The sequence below is a fragment of the Reticulibacter mediterranei genome, assembly GCF_016587455.1.
Genome location: NZ_BNJK01000001.1, coordinates 3,188,807 through 3,212,995 on the forward strand (window position 1 = coordinate 3,188,807; position 24,189 = coordinate 3,212,995).

Below are 24,189 nucleotides of genomic sequence, written 5' to 3' on the forward strand. Positions count from 1 at the left end.
GCGACTGCCACATCTGCTCTTGTTGAAACGCTCTTGCTGGTAGCTTAGACGACGTAGCAGATGTTGCCGATGCCAAGTTCGACCTCAAGGGAGTCTATCACGGTCATGCTCTCAGTATCTATGACCAAGTTGGCAACAAAGAGCCGCTTCCCATCGGGCGTGAGTTCTAGAAATCCACCAATCGTCGAAAGCTCGATCGGGGCCGATTCCTGATGCGTCTGCAGATCGATAGAGGTGACCGATCCTTGCGCGTGCTGGACCACCCGGAGCAGCCGCATGCAATCGCGGGCGGTAGCAGATCCCTCGGACCGACGACGCTTGTAGGCAGCAAAAACTCCCTGCGCCCGCAAGCGTTCAAACCCGCGTACGTGTGACACAAAGAGTCGTTTCCCATCTGGTGACATGAGCAAGCGATCTGACCATTCGCTGTGCCGAATCTGATCAACACAGGTGTCGCTGGTTGGGTCAATCACATGGATGAGAGGCTCTTTGTCGTCACAGAGATAGACCAGTCCGGTGCCCGGTTGGACCACAATCTGCTCGGAGCCATGGGGAAGGGGAATCTTGTCAACGAGTTCGCGACGTTCGGTATCGATCACCGAGATATATGGAGTCTCTTTATTGGCTGTATAGATCTTCTTGCCATGCTCAAGCAAAACAAGCCAGTGGGGGCCAGGTGCCTCTGTTGGAATAGCGTCCAGAACCACATGGGTCTGTTCATCCATCACCAGCACACACCCCCCTCGGGACTCGCAGGTGATGTAGAGCAGCCCACGTTGCTCGTCCAGGGCCAGGCCATGCGGACCAAAATCGGGAGAGAGATCAATCACCTCTGCGATCTTGCGCTGCTCCAGGTCGAGCACAATCAGTTCATGCCCTTTGCCTACATCGAACCCATACCAGCCTGCCCGATAGGCGATGGAGATATAGGCGCGGGTCTTATCAGCGGTGAGACAAATCTCGTGTGGCTGAGGGAGGGTTTTGATGGTTGCCAGTACATCATAGGTCTCGCCATCAAAGAACTGCACCTGTGCAGTATGTGGATTTGTCGTCAGGATGAAAGGGCGTCTGTTCGTCATAGGATGTCTTCCTTCTTGCGAATGAACGCTCCATGATCCGGGAAAAAGGCAACAAAAAAGCCAGACGCGCATCTTCTACGGATCGATGGAGACCATCGTAGAGTTGTAAGATGCCGGGTCTGACGTTCGGGCTCACGGCCAACCTCTTCAGGGAAACCTGGAGGCTGACAAAGTTATTTCTAACTGCGGTTCAGTATAGCATGCAGCTTCTCTTTTGTCAAGGCGAAAAATTAAGAGGGCAGGGCTTTCCAGTTCTCCGCTCAAAGGGGTGCAGGGGTCTCCCTGCCGGGGTCTGGGGTGTCCCAGTTTCCTTCCCTCCTTCGCGCGCCGCCTGCGGCGGCGCGCAAAAGAGAAGAAAAAAGGTTTTTGCGGGGACACCCCGCACCCCGGCAAAGGGCGGCCGCCCTCTGCACTCCCGCTAGATGGGAGAATTGGAAAGCCCTGATTAAGAGGGAATCTATCATGGTATGTTAAGTTTCTCAGAGATAAACTCATCTTCCACCGGCACTAAGCTCTTCCAGTTCTAAAAGGAGACATGAGCCTACTTTTCATTGCTTAGCGTAGGTATTGTCAACTTGCGAGTGGGAACATCAGTGTATAAAAAAATGAGGGCCTTTCCTCTCGCCTCAAGCCCTCCTGGAACCCTTTCATACCGACGCTCCCCCTGTCTCTTTCCGCCTGTATAGCCGGGGGGGATGAACTCCCCTCAGCTTCCTTAGCACTTGTTCCCTCAAAAAACGAAGCACCTTCTGATGCCATCCTCTCAGACCTGTTCTTTGAGGGCTTTTTGAGGCGCTTCTTGAGGGCCTGAGCCAGGGCTCTAGAGATTTCATCAAGTGGGAGAGCTGATGAAGCATTCCTTCCTGACCATTGCGCAACTTCGGAAGAAGACTGATTGATCAGCGTATCAGTCCATTCCTTCACCTGTTGCGAGTTGTCCGGTGGCAGGCCAAGGAGATCCGCGATCACCAGAATGGGAAATGGCACGGCAAAATCCGCCACCATATCCATGACGCCCCGCACCAGCGCAGCTTCGAGCAGTTCACACGCAATGCGTTGGATACGAGGAGTCTGCTGCAGGATAGTGCGTGCCGAGAAAGCAGGTGTGATTAGTGAGCGAAGCTGGCGGTGTCGCGGCGGGTCGAGAGCGATAATGCTGAATGGTCCTCCGTTCGATGGCTCAGAAGAGAAGGTTTGATAGTCATTATCGCGCGGCATGTTTCTTTCCCTGTGCCAAAATACGTGGCAGAGGCGCCAGGAAATACATCCAAAGTGTCGCAATTTTGATCCATCTCAGGTATACTTCGCTTGAGGTGGAGAGTTCCTCACGGATGCACACGGTTCACACAGATTGGAGAATCATCATGAAGATGACGGACGACGCTTTCCACGTGTGGTGTCAACATCTCCAGCCCTGCACTTTTCGCTCCCCAGTGCACCGCTGGCCTGGAATGGGCGGCTCTGGTGGATGGAGCGGGTTGAGGAGAAAGAAGTGCAGCTCCGGCCAGAAATCGGGGAGTCTCTCGTGCTGACGCTCGCTGAGTTTGAGCGACTGAAAGGAGAAAGTGCTCTCTGGATGGTGGGAGCAGCTACACCCTCACCGATGACCCCAGCAGTGCGCCAGATTCTCCTGCATGCTAGCCCAAGAGTGCACCGGGTAGCAAACGCCCGGATGATCCAGATGTTGGCCTACGCGCGGGGAGAACCAACGACAGCTTCGCGGCGTTCAGTCCAACGCTGGTGGAGAGCGTACCAACAGGCCAAAGTGGAGCGCGAGTGCGGCTTTCTGGGCTTGCTTGACCGAGTGGCCGCGCGAGGGAACCGCACGGAACGGATCGAACCTGCTTCTCTCCAGCTCTTAGAAACAGCTCTCCAAGCTCATTACGCCGCGCCTCAAAGCAAAAGCGCCACCGCCGTCTACCGGCTCTACCGCGAGCAGTGCGCAAAGCAGGGTCTTCCTCCCGTGAGTGAGCGCACCTTTTACCGGGTGCGCGCCCAGTTCGCGACTAACGAAGTGGAAGCCAAGCGTCGTGGCCGTCGTGCTGCCTACACCTCCCAGCCATTTTCCTGGATAGACCAGACCGCGCCCCGCCATGGGGAACGCCCGTTCGCCCTGGCCCATCTGGACCATACCAAGCTCGACATTATCCTGGTATCCTCGCTCACTGGCAAACCGCTGGACAGGCCCTACGCGACGTTTCTCACCGACGCCTACAGTCGTCGGATTCTGGCCTGCTATCTGACCTATGATCCTCCCAGTTATCGCTCGGTGATGATGGCGCTACGGATCTGTGTCCAGCACCATCAGCGTCTCCCGCAGGAATGTCTGGTAGATCGTGATCCCGAATTCGGGAGCGTGTATTTTGAGACCTTGCTCACGTGGTACGGCGTTACGAAAAAAGAGCGCCCACCTGCCCAACCACGAGTGGGTTCGGTTGTTGAGCGGCTCTTTGGAACCACAACAACCCAGTTCTTGCATCAGTTGCTCGGAAACACCCAGGCAAGTCGACATCCTCGCCAGATGACGCGGGAGATTGATCCCAGGCGTTTAGCCGTCTGGACGCTGGAACGGTTCTCCGCTCGACTGCCGGAGTACGTTTACGAGGTCTACGACCAGCTGGACCACCCGGCGCTCTCGCAAAGTCCGCGCGAAGCGTTTGCCCAGGGAATGGCGCTCGCGGGGATGCGTCTGCACCGATTGATCCCATACTCTGAAGAGTTCCCCATCCTGACTTGCCCAACCACGCGCACTGGTCATGCCAAGCTGGATGCGAGCCGCGGTATTGTGGTGAATGGGCTACGGTACTGGAATCCGCTGATGCGTGGCGCCTCGGACACAGGCCGCCCTGTTCCGGTGCGCTATGAGCCCTTTAATATGGGCCTGGTGTATGCCTTTGTCGATGGACAATGGTTGACCTGTACTGCTGATACCTTTCTCCTGGTCCAGGGACGCTCCGAACGAGAATGGGAGCTGATCCTCTCTGAATGGCGCGAACCATGCCTCATCCAGCGAGACGACTGAGTTTGGAGATGGAAGCGCGGGCAGGGGAACGCCGTGTTGCGCTCCACGACAGCGAGAGTGCCAAACAGTTCCAGGCACTGTTGAAGAAGACCCCAAAGGCGGCACACGGGAATATGGGGTCACCGTCTGGAAGTTTCCCTGGCGCGCTGGAAACCGAACATCTGAGCACAAGCGTAGAGTCCGACGACGCCCCTTTTCCCCTGCCGCAAGTTACACCGAAACCGACGAACCGTCGTGTTGGCCAACGTGCCTCTGAGCATGATCCTGTCGGAGAGGAGGGGGCCACGGTGGAGCTGAGAAGCATCAGTTGCTCGTTCACAGAAGTCATTCCAGTGACCCTGACTCAGATGGAAGCAGTAGGGATCTTCTGCTTTGAATGTCCTGTTTGTCTCGCAGTTCGGGATCTTCACCCAAAGGAAAGAGCCGTCGTGAAATTTCGTTCACACCCCAGGCGCACGACCAGTACCCCAAATTGTGGAAAACGTTGGGTCAGGCGAGAAGGGGTCTGGAAACCTACTGGCGAACAAGGGGTATCCATAGAATCAAAAACAGCAGAAGCGTTTTTGCAAAAAGAAAGGAAGAGCGAGTGATTCAAGAAACAGAAGTTGCGTGCGAAAGACGGAACAGGCGGTGGTCATGCAGGTGATTGTTGCTGGCGGGTCTGGTTTTATCGGACGCCATTTGATCCCAGTGCTCTTGGCACACGGCCATACGGTAACGGTGCTCACCCGCGCCCAGATGCCGAGCCAGAGAACATCTGAGGGTTTGCTGCGATACGTCCACTGGAATCCAGGTGCTCCGGAGCACGGGGCGGGACGCGCCACAGCTTCAGTGCTCTCTGGTGCTGATGCGATCATCAATCTTGCTGGCGCCAATATTGGAAGCCGACGGTGGACCCATGCACGCAAAGCCCATCTTCTGAACAGCCGAGTATGTGCAACCGAAACACTGATCCGCGCCATCAGACTCATCGAGGAGGGCTGTCGCCCGCGGATACTGGTGAACGCCTCAGGGATCGACTTCTATGGCGACCGCGGGGATGAAGTGCTGACGGAAGAGAGCACGCCTGGGGCCTCGTTTCTCGCGCGGGTGTGTGAGCGTTGGGAGCAGGCAGCCCTGGAGGCTCAACCCCTCGGTGTGCGCGTTGTCCTCATGCGTACATCGGTCGTCCTAGCTAAGGATGCGCTGACCTTGCATCTGCTGGCTTGGCCCTTCCGTCTGTTTCTGGGCGGCCCCCTTGGAGATGGACAGCAGTGGTTTCCCTGGATTCACATCGATGACATCGTGGGTCTCTACATCTGGGCCCTCTCCACGGCGGAAGTCGCAGGCCCGGTGAACGCAGTGGCCCCAGATGTGCGGACGCAAGCGGACACGGCCCACGCCTTGGGAGCAGTGCTTTCGCGCCCGAACCTTCTCCGGACACCGGGGGGATTTCTGCGTCTGGCCATGGGAGAGCAAGCGGACCTCTTATTGCATGGCCATCGAGCGGCACCGACTGTCGCATTGGCACACAGCTATCCTTTCCGCTTTCCAAAACTGGAGTCGGCGCTGCGCGCCTGTCTCAAGCTGAAGTCGAGCCAAGGGACGACACATGATGGCACGTACTCCCCCTTTTTTCCGGTGCTTGCAAGAGTACGTGACGACCTCCCAGAGGTGCTGCGTGATCAGTATTTGGTGCGGCCTACTGACCCCTATCGGGTGGTCTTTGAGGGCAGCATGGACCAGATCTGGCACCGGCCGTTCTGGTTGTGGCCAGTGTTGCGCGTGTGCGCCTGCTTCGATATCCTGTTCCCCGAGCAGGGCAAAGACATCGGTGCCTCGATGATGGTAGAGGGACAATACGACGAGCGAGGAGGTGGGGCGCAAACCTGGAATCGTACCTTTCAGTTCCGTCACCCACGGCACTTCAATGCGACGATGCGCTTTGATCTGCGCCAGGCCCGCGTCGTCGAGCACATGGCCCCCTTGGGTCTGCTGGAGGTCGTCTGGAACGTGCGCTATGAGAAGCCCTCCACCATCCACATTGAGACGGAAGGCATCCGCGTTGGGATGGGTCGGTTCCGGGTGACGCTTCCGCGCTGGGCTAGTGTGGACGTCCGAGTCAGAGAGACGGCACTTGTGAATCGGAGCGAGACCATCGCCGTTGATCTGCGGGTCCAGCAGCCGTGGTTGGGCGAGATTTTTGGCTATACGGGACAGTTCCGCGTCCACCGTGAGCAGAAGGAGGAGAGAGGAGCATGAACCAGGATCACATCAAGAGAAGACTCTTGCGGCTCCGGCCGTGGTTGGCAGCGGCAGCCATCTACAACCTGCTATGGGGCTCGTTCACCGTGCTCTTCCCAGAGGCGCTGTTCCGTGTGCTGCGCATGCCACCGCCTTCCTATCTGCCACTCTGGCAAGTCGTGGGCATGTTTGTGCTCGTTTATGCTCCCGCCTACGGATGGGCAGCACGGCGTCCGAGTGCGCATGGGCACGTGATTCTTGTGGGAATGCTAGGCAAAATCCTGGGGCCTATTGGCTTTCTCTGGGCACTGGTGTCTAGCCAGTTGCCCCTGCGTTTTGGAGTGGTCATTCTGACGAATGACCTCGTGTGGTGGCCAGCGTTTCTGTGCTACCTCCAAGCAGTAGCATACCTCCACGGGGGATGGAGAGCGTTTCTCCTCGGGGACTAATTGCTCCCGGAGAAGAGCACGTGTTCAACACGATGGCGTCCCAGTGTGCCAATATATCTGCAGAGAAACATCGCCGCTCTGGAAGCGCACCATCACAGTCGGCAACGACTGGAAGACGGATTGAGCGGTGAGCCTGGTCCTGCCGCCGGGCAAGGCTTCCAGGGTGCTGCATCTGTTGCACCCCAAGCTCTTTGAGAATTGGAAAGCCCTTGCTTCGCATCAGGGCTTTCCAATTCTCGTTACTCTCAATGTCTCATCGTCAATGGTCAGACTTGCGCCATTCCGCCGTCAACTGACAATTCGATACCGGTAATAAAGCTGCTCTCGTCCGAGGCCAGGAATGAGACCGCCTTGGCGACCTCGTCGGGATCGCCACGTCGCCCCAAGGGGATATAGTTTTTGATAAACTGCTTCTGTTGCTCACGTTGCACTTCATCGAAAGGAGCGTTTAAGAATGCCTCTGTGTTAATCGGGCCGGGAGTGATAACGTTGACACGAATATGACGATCTCGCAAGTCCATTGTCCAGCCACGTGCAAACGAACGGATAGCAGCTTTGCTGGCCGCGTAGACACTATTGCCCGGAACCCCTTTCACCGCAGCAATCGAGGAATTCAGAATAACCGAGCTTCCATCCCTTAAAAGCGGGAGTCCCTTCTGGACACTGAAGAGGAGACCTTTCACGTTGATCGAAAAAATGTGTTCGAAATAGGCTTCGGTAATCTCTCCCAGAGGGACCATCCCTTCGACGCCAGCATTGGCAAAGAGGATATCAAAGCGCCCGTGGTGCTGCTCTACTGTCGCATAGAGACGATCCAGGTCTTCGAGATGGGAGACATCGCCCCGAACCCCCGTCACATTCTTGCCGAGAAGCCTGACCGCCGCATCAAGTTCGCTCTGACGACGGCCAGTGATATAGACAAAAGCACCCTCAGAGACGAAGCGCCGCGCTGTAGCAAATCCAATGCCTGCACTTCCCCCGGTAATGATGGCAACTTTCTCTTCAAATCTGTTCATAATCTATCCTCCAACATATCTTTCTCGATATTCACAAATCATGGAAGCAACCTGTACAACCTGTTTTCTACGCTTGATTTTGTTCATGCTGTCTCTGGAGAAGCGGAAGAGCGATCCAGAGGCAGAGGATAGCGAGGAGAGTGATGAACGCAGATGCGACATAGGCCTGAAAAGGTCCCCAGACGGTGTACACGAAACCGCCAACGAGCGGTCCGACAATCCAGCCAAGCGATTGCAACGATTGCGTTGCTCCACTCATACGACCTTGTTCGTCGCGTCCAACCATTTGGGAGAGGAGCCCGCGCACAGCGTTTTCAACCAGGCTCCCCGAGCCTGCGAAGAGGATGATACCAACAATCAGGAGAAGAGGCACGGCAAACAGCGCAATGGAACCAAGCACAAAGTAGCTGCTGACGACAAGTACCAGGGCTATGAGAGCAAGCCGGATGCTTCCCAGCTTTGTGAGGAACCAGCCGACCAGTACTCCCTGGAAAAGAATGTTTACCACGCCAACCAGAGTAATAACGAGACCAACCTGTGTTGCATTGAAGCCAAGACTGTCTTTCGTCAAGACCGCGATCGTGGTCTGCAACATGCTCACTGGAAGCTCATAGAAGAACCAGGCCAGCAAGAGCCAGCGTATGTTGGCCCAACGCAATGTGGACGCCAATTGTTTCAAGGGGTTGAGTTCGCTCACCGCAATAGAGGGAATGCGATGCTCTTTGCGCAAACTCTCTGGCAGCAAGAAGTACCCCGCGACGAGCGTCAGGAGGAGAAGACCAGCGGCAGCAAGAAATGGGGCGCGATAGTTGACAGTGGCCAGCAATCCACCAAACGCGGGGCCAATGAGAGAACCGACACCTGCTGCGACACCTAGCCTGCCGAAGTACTTGCCACGATCCTTTGGTTCTGTGATGTCAGCGACATAGCTGAACAAGACGCTGATGTCGCCACCCGTCAGACCATCGATGATGCGCCCGAGAAAGAGCAACCAGAGCGCACCACCAAGGCCCAGGATGAGATAGCCGATCGCGGAACCAAGCAGGCAGATGAAGAGAATGGGTCGACGCCCAAAACGATCGGAAAGCATGCCCAAAGCTGGCGCGGCGAGCAACTGGCAGAGACCATAGGCGGCGGTAAGCCATCCCACGATGGCTGCGAGATTATTGGAATGAGCCAGGAATTGTAACGTGAGAAAGGGAACAAGAGGGACAATGATTGTCAGGCCCATGGTGTTCAGGAGTGTGATAATGAGAAGGAGCACGAACGAGGTGCGCTTTACAGATGTGTTCGAGGTCGTAGGAGTTACTAACGTGTTCATAGAGAAGCCCTACCTTTGCAAAAAAAGTTTATCCTACTACTTCCAGACAAAGTAGTAGCATGAACCTTTTCAAACAAGTTCGAGCTGTCTCACGCGATGATACGCTGCACACCTGTTTACGAAGAGTACGCAAGGAGAAGAAGAGAGCGCATCTCTGCTCTTCATCCTCGTTGTGTGCCGCATGCAGCACACACACCTTCGCACAATGGGCAAGAATGCTAACGGTAGATGTTCGTCAACATTTCATCCTTGCTTCATCGATATATTTACCGTTTGCTTTTTGAAAAGTTATGATGATAATATCACAAGACATTTCTGTCTGTCAAGCGTTGTTTCTTCTGCTCAGGGCTTTCCAGTTCTCCGCTCAAAGGGGTGCAGGGTCTCCCTGCCGGGGTCTGGGGTGTCCCCAGTTTCCTTCCCTCCTTCGCGCGCCGCCTGCGGCGGCGCGCAAAAGAGAAGAAAAAAGGTTTTTTGCGGGGACACCCCGCACCCCGGCAAAGGGCTGCCGCCCTCTGCACTCCCGCTAGATGGGAGAATTGGAAAGCCCTGTCTTCTGCTCCAGGGCGTTTAAAAGCCTCGGTTGGCCAATGGTATTTCGGGCAGGAGACGATCATTCCTGCCGTTTAAATGGCACATCACATCATATACCGGACTATGGTTGGGCAAAATCGACCGTTCTCGTGCCCGTTTTGCTATTGGCCAACAGAGGCTTTCAAAGTCCGAGAGCGATCATTCCCCTCTCCATCAACAAGAAAACAGCCAGATGAGGCTGGGCATCAAAGAGACGCATCTGATCAGGCACCCGCTTGACGCCGAGCAGATCCATCAGGGCAAGCGCTGCATTGTTGAGCGTAGCCAGCACAAGAGGCCTCCGATGAAAGCGGCGCTGCCAGTCTCTCCAGAATACTGGATGAGAGGCTGGTGGAGACGAAGATCTTTCCGGTGCAGGTGGCGACCCCATAGAAAGCGCTTGAGTTGTGGGAACGGAGGAACTTATTGTTAGGGCAGCGCACCTGTTTCCGTACCATCCTTTTCGAGTGCATCAGCACAAGCCTGAAGCGCCACTGTGAGTTGGAGCCATTGATCGTGAGAGATCGATGCCATCATACGCTCCTCAATTGCTCTCACTCTACGATGACCTTCTTGCAGGAGGGTTTCTGCCTGAGGGGTTAAATACGCTTGCAAGACTCGGCCATGTTCGGGATGGGGACGGCGCACGAGGAGGCCGGCCTCTTCCAGATTAGTCACAATCGTGTTCATGGTTTGTGGCGTGACAAAGCAGCGTCGAGCCAGGCTCGCGCCCGATAATCCCGCGTGCTCATGGAGGGCGCTGAGAGCCGAGTACTGTGGTGTCGTCAGGCCAATTTCTCGCAAAGTCGAATCCATGCGGGTACGCAGAGCATACTGCGCTCGCTTTAACTGATAGCCCATATCTTGTTCAATCATCTGCTCCTCACTTTCTTATCACCAAATACCATTGACATAATATCAGAGTTCTGATATAATATCAGTATACTGATATTATATCAGAAGAGCAAGAAAAAAGTGAGCGTACGGCTTGTGCTTCTGAAACAAGGAGAAAGAAAAGATATGGCTCGTATTCTGGGCCCCGGCTTTATTGCTCTGCAAGTACGTGATTTGCAAGCCTCTCGTCGTTTTTATACTGAGCACCTGGGACTACGTGAGGCTCCAGCAAGTCCGCCGAACGCAATTGTTTTTGCAACCTCGCCCACACCTTTTGCTATTCGTGAACCACTTGTCAATCTGGATGAGGTGACTCAACTAGGTTGGGGAGTCTCTCTCTGGCTGGCTTGTGACGATGCGGAAGCCTTACATGCTGCACTGGAAGCCAGCGGCACGCGTATCGCGCAACCTCTTTTTGATGGTCCCTTTGGTCAAACCTTCTCATTTATTGATCCAGATGGCTATCTGATTACCGTTAATGGTGAAAAATGAAACTGTTGATCCTTGAGGCATTTGACCCCTATTCCCTGGGGAGTTCTTGAGGGTTTTGCCCCTACCGCTTATGAAAGCGAGCTGACACGTCACATTTCGCGTAAGATGATACATAATGTTGATCATACTATCACCAAGTGACGATACGAAGGAGAAGGTTAAGATGGGTCAGACGGTACTGGTAACTGGCAGCAACAGTGGTTTTGGACGTCTGGTCAGTGAGACGCTGGCGCGGCAAGGCTACACAGTGTTTGCCGGAATGCGTGGACTGAACGGGAAGAATGCAAGAAGTGCTGCGGAGATACGCAATATCCTTTTTACTTGTAATTAGTCAGATGTTCACCTATCGAAAAGAGGGACAAAAATCGCCGGGCTGGCTGGCAATGTGAGGGTGATGAGCATCATGATTTCGCCGAGTATTAGGCGAAGACCACAGGCAAAATCCCGGTTGTTGTGCTGACACGCAAGGCGTAAATACCACTCGATTTGCCAGTTCATTTGACGGTAGACTCTGTAGTAATGTGCAACCGGGTTGATGAAATGGTCTTGATGAGACGACAGAAAAGAAAGGATCCTATGACACAGATTCAATTTGGTTTTAATCCCATGGCTATCGGCAACTTAGGTCCTTCACGGCAAGAGTATCTCAATTATCTCCGTGCCGCGCTTGACACGATTGTAGGACATTTTGATGGAGTCTGGCTACCTGATCACGTTCAGTTTGGTACAGCTCCAATCCTAGAAGATTGGACGATGTTGACCTATCTCGCGGGAATGCGCCCCGAATTACGCTATGGACATCTCGTGCTCTGCCAGCTCTTTCGCAATCCTGCTCTGCTAGCGAAGATGGCAGCTACGTTTCAATATATGAGCCAGGGTCATTTTATTCTGGGCATCGGCGCTGGCTGGGCCGAGGAAGAGGCGAGAGCTTATAACCTTCCCTTCCCGCCGGCTGGGCAGCGAGTCAGCGAGCTGGAAGAGCAGTTGCAGATCATCAAGGCATTGTGGCGTGAAGAGAGTGTCACTTTTGAGGGCAAGTATCACCAGGTACACAACGCGAAGTGCCTGCCCCGTCCTGAGCCGCTTCCTCCCATACTCATTGCGGGCTTTCAGCCGCGTATGCTGCGCCTCGTTGTTCGCTATGCTGATTGGTGGAATACAACAGCTACGACCTTAGAGAAGGCCAGAGAGCAGGTGAAGGCTCTGGATGCCGCCTGCGAAGAGATGGGGCGTGACCCAAAGACACTGCGCCGCACCTTAATGGTGAATTGCTATTGTGCTCCAACAGAGCAAAAGTTGGACGAAACTCTGGCAAAGCAGCAAGGGCCTGTTGGCCTGCATATTACAGGAACCCCTGCACAGGTTGTAGAGCAGCTACAACCGTGCATTGAAATAGGCTTCGATTATTATATCATCGTAGCCAGGGACTTTCCGCGAGCGCTTACCACGCTAGAGCTATTAGCTCACGAAGTGCTACCTGTACTGAATAAAGCGCACTGATGTATTTCCCCGTAGTAGAAATAAGTTGGAGACCATTCAAAAACAGGTGCTCGTTCTACCGTTTTTGAATGGTCTCCAAAATGTGCCAATTTACAACATGTTCATGGAAAAAGCAAGATGGAGAGTCGCTTCTCAAACAGTTAATGATTAAGCTGCTCACTCTTCGCGCCGATTGCTCACTCGTCACCTCAAAACCTGCTCACGTGTCGTCACCTTATTTACCACCTGATCATAGGATGTATGCTCTGAAAATGGCCTGGCATTTTAGATGGTTCTTCGCCATCATTCTTGCCGGCGGATACTGCGCTTCTGTCTGCACAGGGCTGCTTGGCTTCATCTTCACCCAAAACTCTTCTTACCTCATGCTTGCTTCTGCCCCATTGGTCTTGCCCCCTGTGGTCATCAATCCCTACTTCCAATGAAATAAGTGAGTGATCCACTGGAGGGTTCTCTCTGTCCTTGGGAAGGTCAGTCACTATACATCGGGCACTGTCGTCGGGAGATCTGCAAGCCATCTCTGCATGTGTTCGTGAAGCTGATCGTCTCTCCACTTATACCATGCCTGTACCCATTCCGTCTCCCATTTGGTGTAAGGTATTCTTAAATTGTTGGAATGGGCCTTTTCCATTCAAGGCGAGGACAAGCCTTTCCGCTATCCGCTTGCTTTGTAGCATGGTCTGCCGACGGCTTCGTTAGCAGGAATACTCATGCCCATGAAGAACGTTGCACTTATTCAGGATCTTCATGTGGCGAACATGAACTGGGCCTCTCCCGACTGGCTGCTCGTCGCGGCGACGGCACGGACCGGCCCTGGAATGGTCACCTGCGAGTTGACATCTCCCAGCCCACTCCAGGACCCATCGGATCGCTGTAGGGTGTGCCAGAGGTGCCCATCGGCGGTGGTGAACATGAACTCCCCTCCCGACTGGCTGCTTGCCGCCGCGACAGCACTTACTGACGCTGGAATGGCAAGCTGAGCAGTGATATCATCCAGCCCACTCCAGGACCCATCTGCGTGCCGGATAGTATGCCAGAGATGTCCATCGGCGGTGGCAAACATGAACTGGGCCTCTCCCGATTGACTGCTCGTCGCGGTGATGGCACGGACCGGCCCTGGAATGGTCACCTGCGAGTTGACATCTCCCAGCCCACTCCAGGACCCATCTACGTGCCGGATGCTATGCCAGAGATGTCCATCGGCGGTGGCAAACATGAACTGGGCCTCTCCCGATTGACTGCTCGTCGCGGCGATGGCACGGACCGGCCCTGGAACAGCAAGCTGAGCAGTGATATCATCCAGCCCGCTCCAGGACCCATTAGCTTGTCGTATAGTATGCCAGAGATGCCCATCGGCGGTGGCGAACATGTATTGCGTCTCTCCCGGCTGGCTATTTGTTGCGGCGATGACACGGACCGGTCCAGAAATGGCAAGCTGAGCGCTGACATCATCCAGCACCTGCCAGGACCCATCTGCGTGCCGGATGCTATGCCAGAGATGTCCATCAGCGGTGGCGAACATGAACTGGGCCTCTCCCGATTGACTGCTCGTCGCGGCGATGGCACGGACCGGCCCTGGAATGGTCACCTGCGAGTTGACATCTCCTAGCCCACTCCAGGGCCCATCTGCGTGCCGGATAGTATGCCAGAGGTGCCCGTCTTCGCCCTGATACGCCACGGCTGTTGATCGAGGGGTCACCGTCGGCACGGTGCTATGACCTGTTGAGCGAAGGTGCGCTCCTGGTTTGAGGATCAGCAAAGCACCAGCGGCGCTACTCAGTAGGAGTACCACGGCTATGCCACTCACAAGACCTTTGAGCAGGCCAGGAGAGATGCGGCGCTGGCGGGGATTGGTGGGTGGTGGTGCCAGGGGTGCGTAGGGATTCTGCGTCCCTCCTTCAGCAGGCTGTGACCCATAGGAGGTTGATGGTCGAGAATGGTAAGGATCAAAGGGTGAGGAGACGGCAGCAACCGTCGTATGCTCCGACTCCCCAGCCTCACCACTACCCCTGGGGGTCAGTCGACCACATTTTAAACAGAAGAGAGCTTCTTCGGAAAGGTTGGTATCACAGAAAAGACAATACATACATGGTTCTCCTGATCGTGTTCTTTTGATAACCCCTCATAATCCTCATTGCTACACATGCTCTTGTTTGCATAGAGCATAAAGAATGTTAAGAAGAATGACAATCTTTCCAGGACTTTCAGGTCAATACTCCAGTTTCTCAGGGAGGGCCCTCGATTTCATGCAATAATGGTGAAATACATCTTTTATTTACGATGATCGGGAAGCATAGGGCTTATGCAATTTTGACAAATCGCTCAGTTTTTGATTTAACAGCGGCGTGCTCAAAGATTGAGCCATATTAACTCTTCCTTTCGCGAGTGAGAAGATAGCCACAATGTTGGAACCACCCCTGCGCATCCTGAGCGGTGATAATGAGTAATGCCTGGCCAATGGCTTTTTCCAGCGCTTCTCTGGTTCTAGCTCCCGCTCGTCGTAGGGCCGTTCGGTGGGCGACCAGGAATCGCTTTGGGCCGTACATGTCTTTCTTCACGTCGTTGTTTGAGATAGCACTTGATAGTCGCGAGAGAAACGCCGAAGAGCTGCGCAACCTCGGCTCGGGACAGCCCAAGTCCACTACTCGCAGTATTCGTTCTAGCAAATCCTCTGAGTATGCTTTCATGGTGGAGCCTCTCTCCTTACTTGTGCGTACGGATAGGATAGAACATTATGGTTTCTCGACCGGAGAACTGTTATGCTCTGGCAACAGATCGCGAAGCGCCTGCTCCAGTTGGGGATACTCGAACTGGAAAGTCGCTTCCGTCAAACGTTCAGGCACAAGATGCTGGCTGTCTAGCATCACTGTGGCAAGTTCTCCTAACAGTGAGTGGAGCACAAACGCTGGCAACGGGAAGAGTGAAGGCCGCTTGAGAACACGTCGTACCGTCCAAAGAAAGGCTCGGTTGGACATAGCTTCTGGCGCACAGAGATTGAAAGGACCGGAGAGCATACGCTGTTCCAGGAGAAACTGGATGGCACGGGCCGCATCCACGCGATGAATCCAGGGAATCCACTGTCTCCCGTTGCCTATCTGGTAACCCAGCAGGTGAGCAAATTGCAACAGCGGAGGAAAGGCTCCAGCGTTTGTATCGAGCACGAGCCCTGTTCGTATGAGACAGCGCCTGGTTGAAGCCTGAGCGGTCGATGCCTCCCACTCCTGACACACCTTCGCACGAAAGCCCTGGCCAGGGAGGCTGGTTTCTGTGAGGAGTTCCTGCCCGCGATCTCCATAGTACCCGGAAGCTGAGGCTTGCACCAACACCTCTGGCGGCCCATAGCGCTCCATCGCTTGCATGACGGCCTGTCCGGCATTCAAACGGCTCTCCAGGATACGTGCTCGATACGCCCGCGTCCAGCGCCAATGGGCTGGAGTCGCACCCGCCAGATTCACAATGGCACTCTCGCCAGTGATGAACTTTCCCCATCCCTGAGCAGATCTCGCATCCCAGCCAACGGTTTGGATGCCTGGCAACCCCTGGTGGGAAAACATCTGAGCCGCCCGCTCTGGATGTCGGCTCAGGACGATGATCTCATATTCCTGCAGGGCCAGGTGGTGCACAAGGGTGCATCCAATCAGTCCGGTGCCACCAGCAATGATTACGCGCATTCCTCACCTCTCACCTTTCCTTGTGCTGTCTTGATGCGCCAGCCAAGTAATCCGCAGAAGCCAAAGACCAGGGCATTCTCCAGCCCATGAATCGCGATCATTTGAGGAATCGTGATGGTCCATACTCCTGTTGCTCCTCCCAGCGTATATGCTCCAGCAAACAGCATGGTGAAAAAGACGGTCGTATACGAGAGTATCAAGAGCACTTGTGCAAACCGTGAAGTGGTCGTGGGCACCACAAAATGGAGACCCAGCAGCGAGATCAGGATCAGGCTTAGGGCCAACAGATCGGCGGGAGCAGTATCCAGGAAGTGTAGGCTGGTGACTTGCGCAATGGTGAGTCCCGCAGCTACCAAAAGAGGATCAATCAGGACGCCCAGCGCCGCGATGCGATAGGCAGTCCGAAAAATTCCGTGCTGCGTTGTCCGAGTGGTGTGGATAGATTGGCCGGTCAGCCCTGTGATGATCAGCGCCGCCAGAGCAATAAAGTGGAAATGGACCGCTGTGAGCAGGTCGGTATGCACGCCGAACCCAAGTGGCTGAAGACCCCAACGCGCCAGCACCATCCACGTACTGCCAATGGGCAGATAGAGCCACGCCACGGCCAGACAGAGATCAGCGAGTGACGTACGCTGTTGGCGAAGCATCTGGCAAAGCCGGACCAGGCCGATCAGTGCGAGCAATCCGGTAAACAAGAACCACACAACGGCAAACGTCGCAGCAAGCAGCCCCGTATCGAGAAAAAAGGCTACTCCTCCCAGCAATGACGCCAATGGCTGGAGAAACAGCACCAGAGCAGAAAGCTGAGACAAGAAGTGGTCCTCTTTCGGACGCAAAACCAGTGGAACAGCTAACGGGGTGATGACAAACAGCGCCAGCAAAAGGACAACCTGGAGATCGTTCAGCACCAGCCAACCGAATAAACTGGCAAGCGCAACCACCCCCCAGATGCATCCCCCAAGCACGAGGCTGACATGGTTCCATCTGGCCAAATCATGTATCTGCAAAGACATAAGTAGCTCCATCTCTTGTTGTAACCAGGCACAGCACGCTCATCGCACCGATGACATCCCTGGTTGTCTGTGGATGTTGAAAAGTGAACGTTGTTCACTTGCTATTACTCTACCAGATGCGTTATGCTGGAGTCAAGAGTGCTTGTGCTTCTGTGTACAGGCAGAGCCATTTGGAGGAGAGCAGCATGGAATCGTCTGAGACGCGTGAGACGCGCCAGCTCACGCAGAAAGCGCTTGCGACGCGACAGCGTATTATGGATACGGCCTGGCATCTGTTCGCAACGAAAGGCTATGATCAGACCACAATGCGAGATATTGCGGCAATCTCCGAGTGTTCCCTGGGACTTACCTATCGCTACTTTGCCAGTAAAGAGGATCTGGTCCTGGAACTCTATCGATGGTTGGTGGTCCAATTAGAAGAACTCGTTCCCTCGCTCCCTGTGACATCCATCACCGACCGTTTTCACCAGCTTATGCACATGTTGTTGGAAATCATGGCACCGCATCGTCTGACCCTGGTGGCCTTATCTGGGGCTGCCTTGAATCCTCTCTCGCGGGCCGGGGTCTTTGGTACAGAAGGAGCGGAGGTCCGCCGCCGGGCACGAGCAAGCTATCATGTCCTCGTCGCCGGGGCCAGGGATGCTCCCCGCGCTTCACAGGTGGACGACCTGGCCACGTTGCTTTATGGAGTGCAACTCGCTCTGGTGCTGTTCTGGTTACAAGATCTCAGTACTGAGACACACCAAACCAAGGAACTCTTACAGTTCATTCATGAGCTGCTGGGACGTCTTCGACCACTCTTGCAGGTTCCCTGGATAACGCAACGTATTGCCCGGTTTGTTCAGATCGTCGGCCCGCTCCTAGGGCAAGGGGAACAGTCAGTACCGACGAGGGGACGTGATGTCACGTAGAAAGAGGTAGGCGGATATGTTCGGGAAATGCCTCTGCACGAGATTGGAGACGAGAGGCAATTCCTTGTCAGGTGGCCAAGCGAGGCGTTCAAGAACATTTGATAGCTCAATCTTTGAGCACGCCGCTGTAGTTCCTTTTTGCACACACATATAGCTACTGCCGTTTTGAAAGGGGCAATAGCAGTGAAATGATATGAATACAGTATATGCTTTTCGACGCTCTCAACACAACCAGATAGGAGATCCTTGAGTGATCTCCTATCCAGTCCCAGACAGTAATCCCCTCACTGAATACTTGTATTTACATCATTAACGCGTTACACCGCTGCTTGGGGTACTTGTTGCGCCAGCACATGCTTTGATGGGAGAGACGATCCCCAACGAATTAAAGCACCGCTGCCGACCATTGACTGTGATAAGCACGGCGATTGCTACATCATCCCCTGTTTTCACAGTTGCAACAAGAGGCTGCAAATGGAACATTTTCATGCAGTTCAAGCCTTCTCCCAACGGATTGACAAACGTGTTGACGTAACGCTGAGCCATAAATGTGAATAGCGTATTGCCAACGGCAGCGTCAGGTGTTGCCCCTCGACCCAGTAGTGGCGCATTAATAGCCAGGCGAGGAGGAGCAACCTGCATCAGATTGATACAATATGGCCTCGGGCTTGCATCCCCAAGCGTCTGCGCCACTGGCTGATCAACGCCGACTCGAAAGAGATTCAACTTCGTCAGGTTGGGGACGAAGGTGTTATTTTTCATGACCAGCACCATCGGATCATTGAAAGGTATAAGCGCGACCGGGGCGGGCTGACGGACCGCCGCCTGCAATTCGTTGAGTGGCAACGCCGTCGTGAGATGACCTGGATCGGCCAGATCGGGTCTCATCCAGGGAGTACAGCCTAGCGTCGCATCCACAGAGATTAGCAGACGATTGTCACTCGGATTGGTCAACACCGTCGCATTTCGAAGAGCCACTCTGTTGGCAACGGTGTTCTGTGCCAGGCGTCCATTGGGCGCGATGAGGTACGAGGTGGTCACATTATCGCTCTGGTCCTGATCAACAATGAAGAAACTGCGCGTCGTAGGACAGATCAAACCCTTGCGATCTCTCCCTAATGCAGGGGGAACAATATTGCCAACTTTGATCCCTTGATGTGCTGCTGCGAAGAAACGAACCGCATTGCAATAGGCAAATTGCCCAAAGGGAGAACCGGGGATACCGTTGACGCAGTTACTCTGTGCCAGGGTGTTTGCTTGCTCTCCCTGAAGGGTGAGTACCGCGCCATTGAAGCCAAACCAGATACCAACTACCGATCCTGTCGGGATGAACGGTATCACAGGCCTGGCTGCCGGGCGCGTCCTCTGGTCAATGACGAGCGGATCGTAGACGGCAAGAAAGCCAGTCTTAGGATTGACCACCGCAGCTTGCACAAAGGCCGATTGCATCGGATTGGCCTGAAGGCATGGTCCATCGGCCGGATTCGTTGCCTTTAAAATATAAGGCGTTGCCAAACCTGCTGCAGAGAGCGGGTTGCGGGGAACGATCAAAGTACAATTCATATTGACCGTTGCTGGATGTGCATGAACCCGCGTCGGCGTATCTATTAGCATAGATACAAGCATAACAGCGAGGAATATTCCTCCTAGTGCGAGTGACAAACCATGCCGCCATCGGCGCGATGGATCAACGAGCGGCACGCCATTGGATTTGAACATACAATTCTTTCCTTTCCTACAAACAAAAGCAAACTCAAAGATAGATCAACGGGCGCTGTCGCTGGAAGACAACAGCAATACACGCTGTCCTAACGACGGTATGTACTGCTACAATCTTCTGAAGTGAACAGTGGAAATATCTGGGGTATCGCACGAGGTGCATGAAAGCCCCTCTCTTCCCTATTCATCTTTCTCAATCGTCACTTTTCTAGATTTTTTTAAGTCGCAGTTCAAGGAGCGACAACATCTTGTACGCCATATATGCATAAAGTTGAATCAATCAATATATACATCGTGGAACATCTCACACTACCAGATCATGGAGAAGCCATTGGATCGAGAGATCTGATCCCTCGATCCAAATTTCAGGGATGGTCAGAGCCAGGTTGTTTCCATCTCTAGCCAGTCCACACACCCTGGGGATCACATTCGCGTATCAAACGCAGTTCCTCGGCGGTAGGCGGCACGGTCTCGGCACAACTGGGAGTGACACGCAACGGCCAACCTGTCTGCTCCTGAACCTGCTCAATACTACTGCCAGGATGATACGATTGCAGCAGCGCCTCGCCAGTTGCTGGATCAAAGGTGAAGACGGCCAATGTGGTTATCAGAGCGGCAGGACCACCGCGTGGCAGGCCAACTCGTTGTCGCCAGGCTGTACCAGCTGGCCCCCGTTCGTCGGGATAGCCATAGCCAGGACTGGTGATGAAATCGACGCGCTCACGCAAACGATGGCGCTCGTGGGGCATGATAATAGCAAGGCGCTGCGATAACGACGCGATATCTGCCCCTCCACCGCTACCAGGCAGGCGCACTTTCGTATTGTTTTGTTGCCAGTTCCCGATCTGTGAAGTATTCAAGTTGCCATAGCGATCAATTTCGGCACCACCAATAAAGCCCAGTTCGATCTCGCCAGCCGCCATCAGCCCCAGCACATTCACCGTCCGATTCGCCCACAGCGCTCCCTCGATATTAGGGGCATCGCCCATTGTGTAGAGCAGCCCGGTCGCCGGCGTATCGCGCACCACGCCCAACTCAAATAAGCCAGTACAGTTGGGAGCATGGGTACGCTTCGCGAGGGCAAAGGCAAGCAACGGTAAGCGCATCCCGACAAAGACCTTCTCGCCATCGCGAATCTGTCGGGCTGCACAGACAACCATCAGTTCTCTTGCAGTATAGCTCATCTACACTCTCCTCCTGACTCAGTAGCCGTAATCGACCGAGGCCGCGTATCGATGTTCTTTCACTCCCAGGCTATGCAGATGCTCCTCGCCCAACTTCTCGCTATACACCCGACGATCCGGCACATTCAGCACCCACTCTTCTAGCCAGGATTGAAAACCTTCCAGGCTCCGCGTTCGGACGTGATAATCGTGGAAAGCGGCGTGGTCGCGATTGTAATAGCCCTGCACAATGGATGGATGCGCGCCCCAGGGTTCATGGACAACGGAGCGCACCTTGAAGGATGGTCCAACCACCCGGTTGGGATCGCTGAGGATGATCTCGCGCGATACAATCTCTTCCGCCACAATCAACACCTCGCGGGCCGCCAGCATCGCCTCTTCAGTAATGCCAAGACTGCCCCAGACGTGCGCATTACCATCCTCATCACAGCGTTGCACATGAATAATGGCAACATCAGGCTTGAGAGCAGGCACCAGCAGGAGCGGCGTTCCATCGAGAGGAGATTGTTCTTGCCGAAACGTGGGGTTCTGCTGCGGCAAAGAACTACCAAGCAGTGAGCGCGTGGGGATATAAGGTGCTCCCAGGCTGGCAGCAAGCAGGGCAAGACCAATGCTGAAATTACTATGTTCCTCAACAACAATGGGATGAGGTATACCCTTCTCCACAGCACGACGATAACAATGGCCCAGCCCTTCGCTGACGTTGCCAACCCAGGCAGCTTCCACCTTCTCAACGCAGCCCGCGCCGATCAACTGATCGAAGAGGATATCGGAAATAGGCCCGATCAACGTGAGGTCACGCCGACGCTGACGGATAATTTCATGTCCCGCAGCAAAGGGAATAAATGGCTCCAGAGCCAGCCCCAACGCAACAGAGGCTCCATCTGGCACATAACGGGCGATAGCTTCCCGCATCGTCATTAGCTTACTCACACAGGTTTCTCCATTGAAATTAGACGACCAGCACAAAGTACAACGGATTATAGTGCTCGTGCGCCTTTGCGATACGCAACCGGAGAGACACCAGTATGCTGGGCAAAGACGCGCGAAAAATAAAAACGATTGCCAAATCCTGTTCGTTCGGCAATCTGGGAAATGCTGTCATCGGTGAACAGCAGGAGCCGCTCGGCCATCTTGACGCGCTGCCCCTGGATGTATTGTCCTGGCGTCTGACCCACACACTCACGAAAGCGGCGAATAAAATAGTCTTCGTTCATATGGCAGAGCTGGGCCAGTGCGCTCACCACCAGGCGTACAGCAAGATTTTCTTCAATATAACGCACAGCAGGCAAGACCGGCTCAAGGGCGACGGCAAGCTGCAACCCTCGCTGAAGCTGCTCTGCTGGCACGCTTTGGAGATAGAGAGCCAACCCCTCATACAACAGCGCCTTGATGCGAAATTGCAACACAAGATTATTCTCTCGTGGTCCCGTCTCCACTTCATGCATAAGCGCCCACGCCTCCCCTTCAAGCTCTGGCCTGCGCGGTAAGCAAATGGGCATATCAAACATCTCGCGAAACGCCATAAATTGTAGTGGCAACCCGATTACATCGAAATGCACATAGAGATGCCCCACCTCACAGGTCACATGGGTATTGAAGCGCACACCAGCCGGGATCACATACAGGCGTCCTTTTTCCAGAGGATACGAGCTGTCCGCTCCCTCTACCAGCGCGCCATCACGGTTGTTCATGTAGAGACGCCAGAAGCTGCTCTGAATGTTCTGAAACCTCCAGCGTGGAGGCTGAATCGTGACAAAGCGCGTGGTCACGAGTTGGATATGGACGTTCTCCAACATTGCGGTCTGAGTCAAAGATCATCCCACCATTCTATCAGCAAACAGGTCGGAATCGGATACAACCCTTTCGGATTTCAGTATACCATTCTCCACCGTCGTCAGGTATTCTTGAGCATAGAAACGAGAAGCGTACAACAACTATAAAGTTTATTGTTACGCAAATGGTGACTTTGAAGTATCAACGGTTGATAGCACACGAGGAGGTCAAGATGAGCAAGACTCGCCAGCAAATATTGATTTTGAATCTGGCAACTCCTAATCTGGAATCGCAGACGGTGGCCTGGGCTATCTACGATGGCGCAGCACCAGTTGATGCATTGCAGATGAACACGGGAGATTCCAACGATCCGCCCTACGAATCGGTCCTGGCTGCGATGCGCGATGGCTGGAACGTTATTCAGTTGCCAGCACTGCCCTACTACATGCCTGGACATGAACATGAAAGCGGACATCTTCCCTACGAATATACTCTGGAAAGAAAGGTGACAATCGATGAGTAATGTGGAAAGACATCATTTGCTGACCGCGCAACAGATGGCTCGTTTCGTCACTGATGGCTTCCTGATGCTTGAAGAACTGGTGCCACAAAAATACAACGAAGCTGCTTACGCTGCTGAAGTGGCATGGGATGGTGCGGGCTACAATTTCTGGCATCAGAACGAGAGTATCCAGGCAGTATTTGAGTTGCCGCAGGTCAAAGGTGCCATCCAGAGCTTTGTCGGCACCCATCCTATCTACGACCATTCCTTCCTGCATATCGTCAAGGGCGGCAATCTCAAAGCCCAGGACTGGCACGCCGATTCGATTATCGACACGCGCCCCTATGCCTTCGACGTGCAGGCGTTCTACTTCTCGCACGACGCGCCACCAGAGACCGGCCCGACCCTTGTGTTGCCTGGTTCTCACTTGCGCAAGGTGAATACCTTTAGCATTGGTCGCTACAAAAATATTGTTGGGCAGCGGCAACTGAGCGCAAAGGCTGGCACGATTGTCTTTATGCATCACGGCATCTGGCATTGCGCCCAACCAAACTTCACTAACAAAACGCGCTACGTCTTCAAAGTGCGTCTACGTCCTGGACAGGAACAGCGCGGCCTCTTCAATACCGACGACTACGATAGCCCGGAGGTCGCCGCTATCTTCAAGAAAGGCTACCAGCGCTGGCAAGGCAACGAGGCTCGTCTGGATCATGTCGAACGTGCCAAACTGTGGCGCTACGTGACCGGCGATAATCGGGTCGATGTCTCCTTTGAAGGTGCGCTCACCCGCATGTCCATCGCTTGATAAAAAAAGAAGTTGCCCAATAACGCGATGAATGTTGGGCAACTT

General features: G+C 54.2%; 26 protein-coding genes. 12 read left to right on the forward strand and 14 right to left on the reverse strand.

Going from position 1 to position 24,189, the window contains the following annotated elements:
• Positions 1-44 precede the first annotated feature (44 nt).
• A complete protein-coding gene (locus K3T83_RS13520) occupies positions 45-1,079 on the reverse strand; it encodes a YncE family protein (RefSeq protein WP_220203495.1) in 1,035 nt (344 codons plus the stop codon).
• A gap of 570 nt (positions 1,080-1,649) precedes the next feature.
• The gene (locus K3T83_RS13525; RefSeq protein WP_220203496.1) at positions 1,650-2,297 is read right to left on the reverse strand and encodes a cytochrome P450 family protein; all 648 of its coding nucleotides are present in this window, start codon (positions 2,295-2,297) and stop codon (positions 1,650-1,652) included.
• 133 nt (positions 2,298-2,430) lie between these two features.
• On the opposite strand from K3T83_RS13525, the gene K3T83_RS13530 reads away from it, so the two are divergent.
• From K3T83_RS13530 to K3T83_RS13550, 5 genes are read left to right on the forward strand one after another with little or no spacing between them, the layout of a single operon-like run.
• Entirely contained in the window at positions 2,431-4,101 is a 1,671-nt protein-coding gene (locus K3T83_RS13530) for a TnsB C-terminal domain-containing protein (RefSeq protein WP_236064890.1), read from the forward strand.
• Entirely contained in the window at positions 4,077-4,691 is a 615-nt protein-coding gene (locus K3T83_RS13535; RefSeq protein ID WP_220203497.1) for a hypothetical protein, read from the forward strand. Before K3T83_RS13530 ends, K3T83_RS13535 begins: the two co-directional genes overlap by 25 nt.
• 19 nt (positions 4,692-4,710) lie before the next feature.
• Positions 4,711-6,342 carry a TIGR01777 family oxidoreductase gene (locus K3T83_RS13540; protein ID WP_220203498.1) on the forward strand — a complete coding sequence of 544 codons (1,632 nt, stop codon included), beginning with the start codon at positions 4,711-4,713 and terminating at the stop codon, positions 6,340-6,342.
• Positions 6,339-6,773 (forward strand): hypothetical protein, encoded by a 435-nt coding sequence (locus K3T83_RS13545; RefSeq protein ID WP_220203499.1) that lies wholly within the window; start codon positions 6,339-6,341, stop codon positions 6,771-6,773. Before K3T83_RS13540 ends, K3T83_RS13545 begins: the two co-directional genes overlap by 4 nt.
• 45 nt (positions 6,774-6,818) lie before the next feature.
• Positions 6,819-6,968 (forward strand): hypothetical protein, encoded by a 150-nt coding sequence (locus tag K3T83_RS13550; protein WP_220203500.1) that lies wholly within the window; start codon positions 6,819-6,821, stop codon positions 6,966-6,968.
• 71 nt (positions 6,969-7,039) lie between these two features.
• Here K3T83_RS13550 and K3T83_RS13555 read toward each other — a convergent pair whose 3' ends face one another.
• Both K3T83_RS13555 and K3T83_RS13560 read right to left on the reverse strand, forming a co-directional pair.
• The gene (locus K3T83_RS13555) at positions 7,040-7,789 is read right to left on the reverse strand and encodes an SDR family oxidoreductase (RefSeq protein ID WP_220203501.1); all 750 of its coding nucleotides are present in this window, start codon (positions 7,787-7,789) and stop codon (positions 7,040-7,042) included.
• Between the two features lie 67 nt (positions 7,790-7,856).
• Positions 7,857-9,110: an MFS transporter gene (locus K3T83_RS13560; protein ID WP_220203502.1), complete on the reverse strand. Its 1,254-nt coding sequence runs from the start codon at positions 9,108-9,110 to the stop codon at positions 7,857-7,859.
• Positions 9,111-9,482: 372 nt separating this feature from the next.
• On the opposite strand from K3T83_RS13560, the gene K3T83_RS13565 reads away from it, so the two are divergent.
• Positions 9,483-9,737: a hypothetical protein gene (locus tag K3T83_RS13565; RefSeq protein ID WP_220203503.1), complete on the forward strand. Its 255-nt coding sequence runs from the start codon at positions 9,483-9,485 to the stop codon at positions 9,735-9,737.
• An 85-nt stretch (positions 9,738-9,822) separates the two neighbouring features.
• Here K3T83_RS13565 and K3T83_RS13570 read toward each other — a convergent pair whose 3' ends face one another.
• A complete protein-coding gene (locus K3T83_RS13570) occupies positions 9,823-10,071 on the reverse strand; it encodes a hypothetical protein (RefSeq protein WP_220203504.1) in 249 nt (82 codons plus the stop codon).
• Between the two features lie 38 nt (positions 10,072-10,109).
• Positions 10,110-10,556: a MarR family winged helix-turn-helix transcriptional regulator gene (locus K3T83_RS13575; RefSeq protein ID WP_220203505.1), complete on the reverse strand. Its 447-nt coding sequence runs from the start codon at positions 10,554-10,556 to the stop codon at positions 10,110-10,112.
• Positions 10,557-10,700: 144 nt separating this feature from the next.
• On the opposite strand from K3T83_RS13575, the gene K3T83_RS13580 reads away from it, so the two are divergent.
• From K3T83_RS13580 to K3T83_RS13590, 3 genes are all read left to right on the forward strand, one after another.
• The gene (locus tag K3T83_RS13580; RefSeq protein ID WP_220203506.1) at positions 10,701-11,066 is read left to right on the forward strand and encodes a VOC family protein; all 366 of its coding nucleotides are present in this window, start codon (positions 10,701-10,703) and stop codon (positions 11,064-11,066) included.
• Between the two features lie 163 nt (positions 11,067-11,229).
• Positions 11,230-11,397, forward strand: a complete 168-nt coding sequence (locus tag K3T83_RS13585) for a hypothetical protein (RefSeq protein ID WP_220203507.1) — start codon at positions 11,230-11,232, stop codon at positions 11,395-11,397.
• Positions 11,398-11,642: 245 nt separating this feature from the next.
• A complete protein-coding gene (locus tag K3T83_RS13590) occupies positions 11,643-12,566 on the forward strand; it encodes an LLM class flavin-dependent oxidoreductase (RefSeq protein WP_220203508.1) in 924 nt (307 codons plus the stop codon).
• Positions 12,567-13,308: 742 nt separating this feature from the next.
• Here K3T83_RS13590 and K3T83_RS13595 read toward each other — a convergent pair.
• The 4 genes from K3T83_RS13595 to K3T83_RS13610 all read right to left on the reverse strand — a co-directional run bounded on the left by K3T83_RS13595 (position 13,309) and on the right by K3T83_RS13610 (position 17,247).
• Positions 13,309-14,649: a PLL family lectin gene (locus K3T83_RS13595; RefSeq protein WP_220203509.1), complete on the reverse strand. Its 1,341-nt coding sequence runs from the start codon at positions 14,647-14,649 to the stop codon at positions 13,309-13,311.
• Positions 14,650-14,929: 280 nt separating this feature from the next.
• The gene (locus tag K3T83_RS56235; protein WP_236064891.1) at positions 14,930-15,250 is read right to left on the reverse strand and encodes a hypothetical protein; all 321 of its coding nucleotides are present in this window, start codon (positions 15,248-15,250) and stop codon (positions 14,930-14,932) included.
• A 45-nt stretch (positions 15,251-15,295) separates the two neighbouring features.
• On the reverse strand, positions 15,296-16,234 hold the full coding sequence (locus K3T83_RS13605) for a TIGR01777 family oxidoreductase (RefSeq protein ID WP_220203510.1): 939 nt from the start codon (positions 16,232-16,234) through the stop codon (positions 15,296-15,298).
• Positions 16,225-17,247, reverse strand: coding sequence for a YndJ family protein (locus tag K3T83_RS13610; protein ID WP_220203511.1), 1,023 nt, complete (start codon positions 17,245-17,247; stop codon positions 16,225-16,227). The genes K3T83_RS13605 and K3T83_RS13610 overlap by 10 nt, the downstream gene beginning before the upstream one ends.
• Before the next feature lie 185 nt (positions 17,248-17,432).
• Here K3T83_RS13610 and K3T83_RS13615 point away from each other — a divergent pair, with 185 nt between their 5' ends.
• A complete protein-coding gene (locus K3T83_RS13615) occupies positions 17,433-18,158 on the forward strand; it encodes a TetR/AcrR family transcriptional regulator (RefSeq protein ID WP_220203512.1) in 726 nt (241 codons plus the stop codon).
• Positions 18,159-18,467: 309 nt separating this feature from the next.
• On the opposite strand, the gene K3T83_RS13620 is transcribed toward K3T83_RS13615, so the two are convergent.
• The 4 genes from K3T83_RS13620 to K3T83_RS13635 form a co-directional block, all read right to left on the reverse strand.
• Positions 18,468-19,877, reverse strand: a complete 1,410-nt coding sequence (locus K3T83_RS13620; protein WP_220203513.1) for a hypothetical protein — start codon at positions 19,875-19,877, stop codon at positions 18,468-18,470.
• 398 nt (positions 19,878-20,275) lie between these two features.
• Positions 20,276-21,061: a CoA-transferase subunit beta gene (locus K3T83_RS13625; RefSeq protein ID WP_220203514.1), complete on the reverse strand. Its 786-nt coding sequence runs from the start codon at positions 21,059-21,061 to the stop codon at positions 20,276-20,278.
• 18 nt (positions 21,062-21,079) lie between these two features.
• On the reverse strand, positions 21,080-21,994 hold the full coding sequence (locus tag K3T83_RS13630) for a CoA transferase subunit A (protein WP_220203515.1): 915 nt from the start codon (positions 21,992-21,994) through the stop codon (positions 21,080-21,082).
• A gap of 47 nt (positions 21,995-22,041) precedes the next feature.
• Positions 22,042-22,875, reverse strand: a complete 834-nt coding sequence (locus K3T83_RS13635; RefSeq protein ID WP_220203516.1) for an AraC family transcriptional regulator — start codon at positions 22,873-22,875, stop codon at positions 22,042-22,044.
• Positions 22,876-23,069: 194 nt separating this feature from the next.
• Here K3T83_RS13635 and K3T83_RS13640 point away from each other — a divergent pair, with 194 nt between their 5' ends.
• Both K3T83_RS13640 and K3T83_RS13645 read left to right on the forward strand, forming a co-directional pair.
• On the forward strand, positions 23,070-23,360 hold the full coding sequence (locus K3T83_RS13640; RefSeq protein WP_220203517.1) for a hypothetical protein: 291 nt from the start codon (positions 23,070-23,072) through the stop codon (positions 23,358-23,360).
• The gene (locus K3T83_RS13645; RefSeq protein WP_220203518.1) at positions 23,353-24,144 is read left to right on the forward strand and encodes a phytanoyl-CoA dioxygenase family protein; all 792 of its coding nucleotides are present in this window, start codon (positions 23,353-23,355) and stop codon (positions 24,142-24,144) included. The genes K3T83_RS13640 and K3T83_RS13645 overlap by 8 nt, the downstream gene beginning before the upstream one ends.
• Positions 24,145-24,189: the final 45 nt, after the last annotated feature.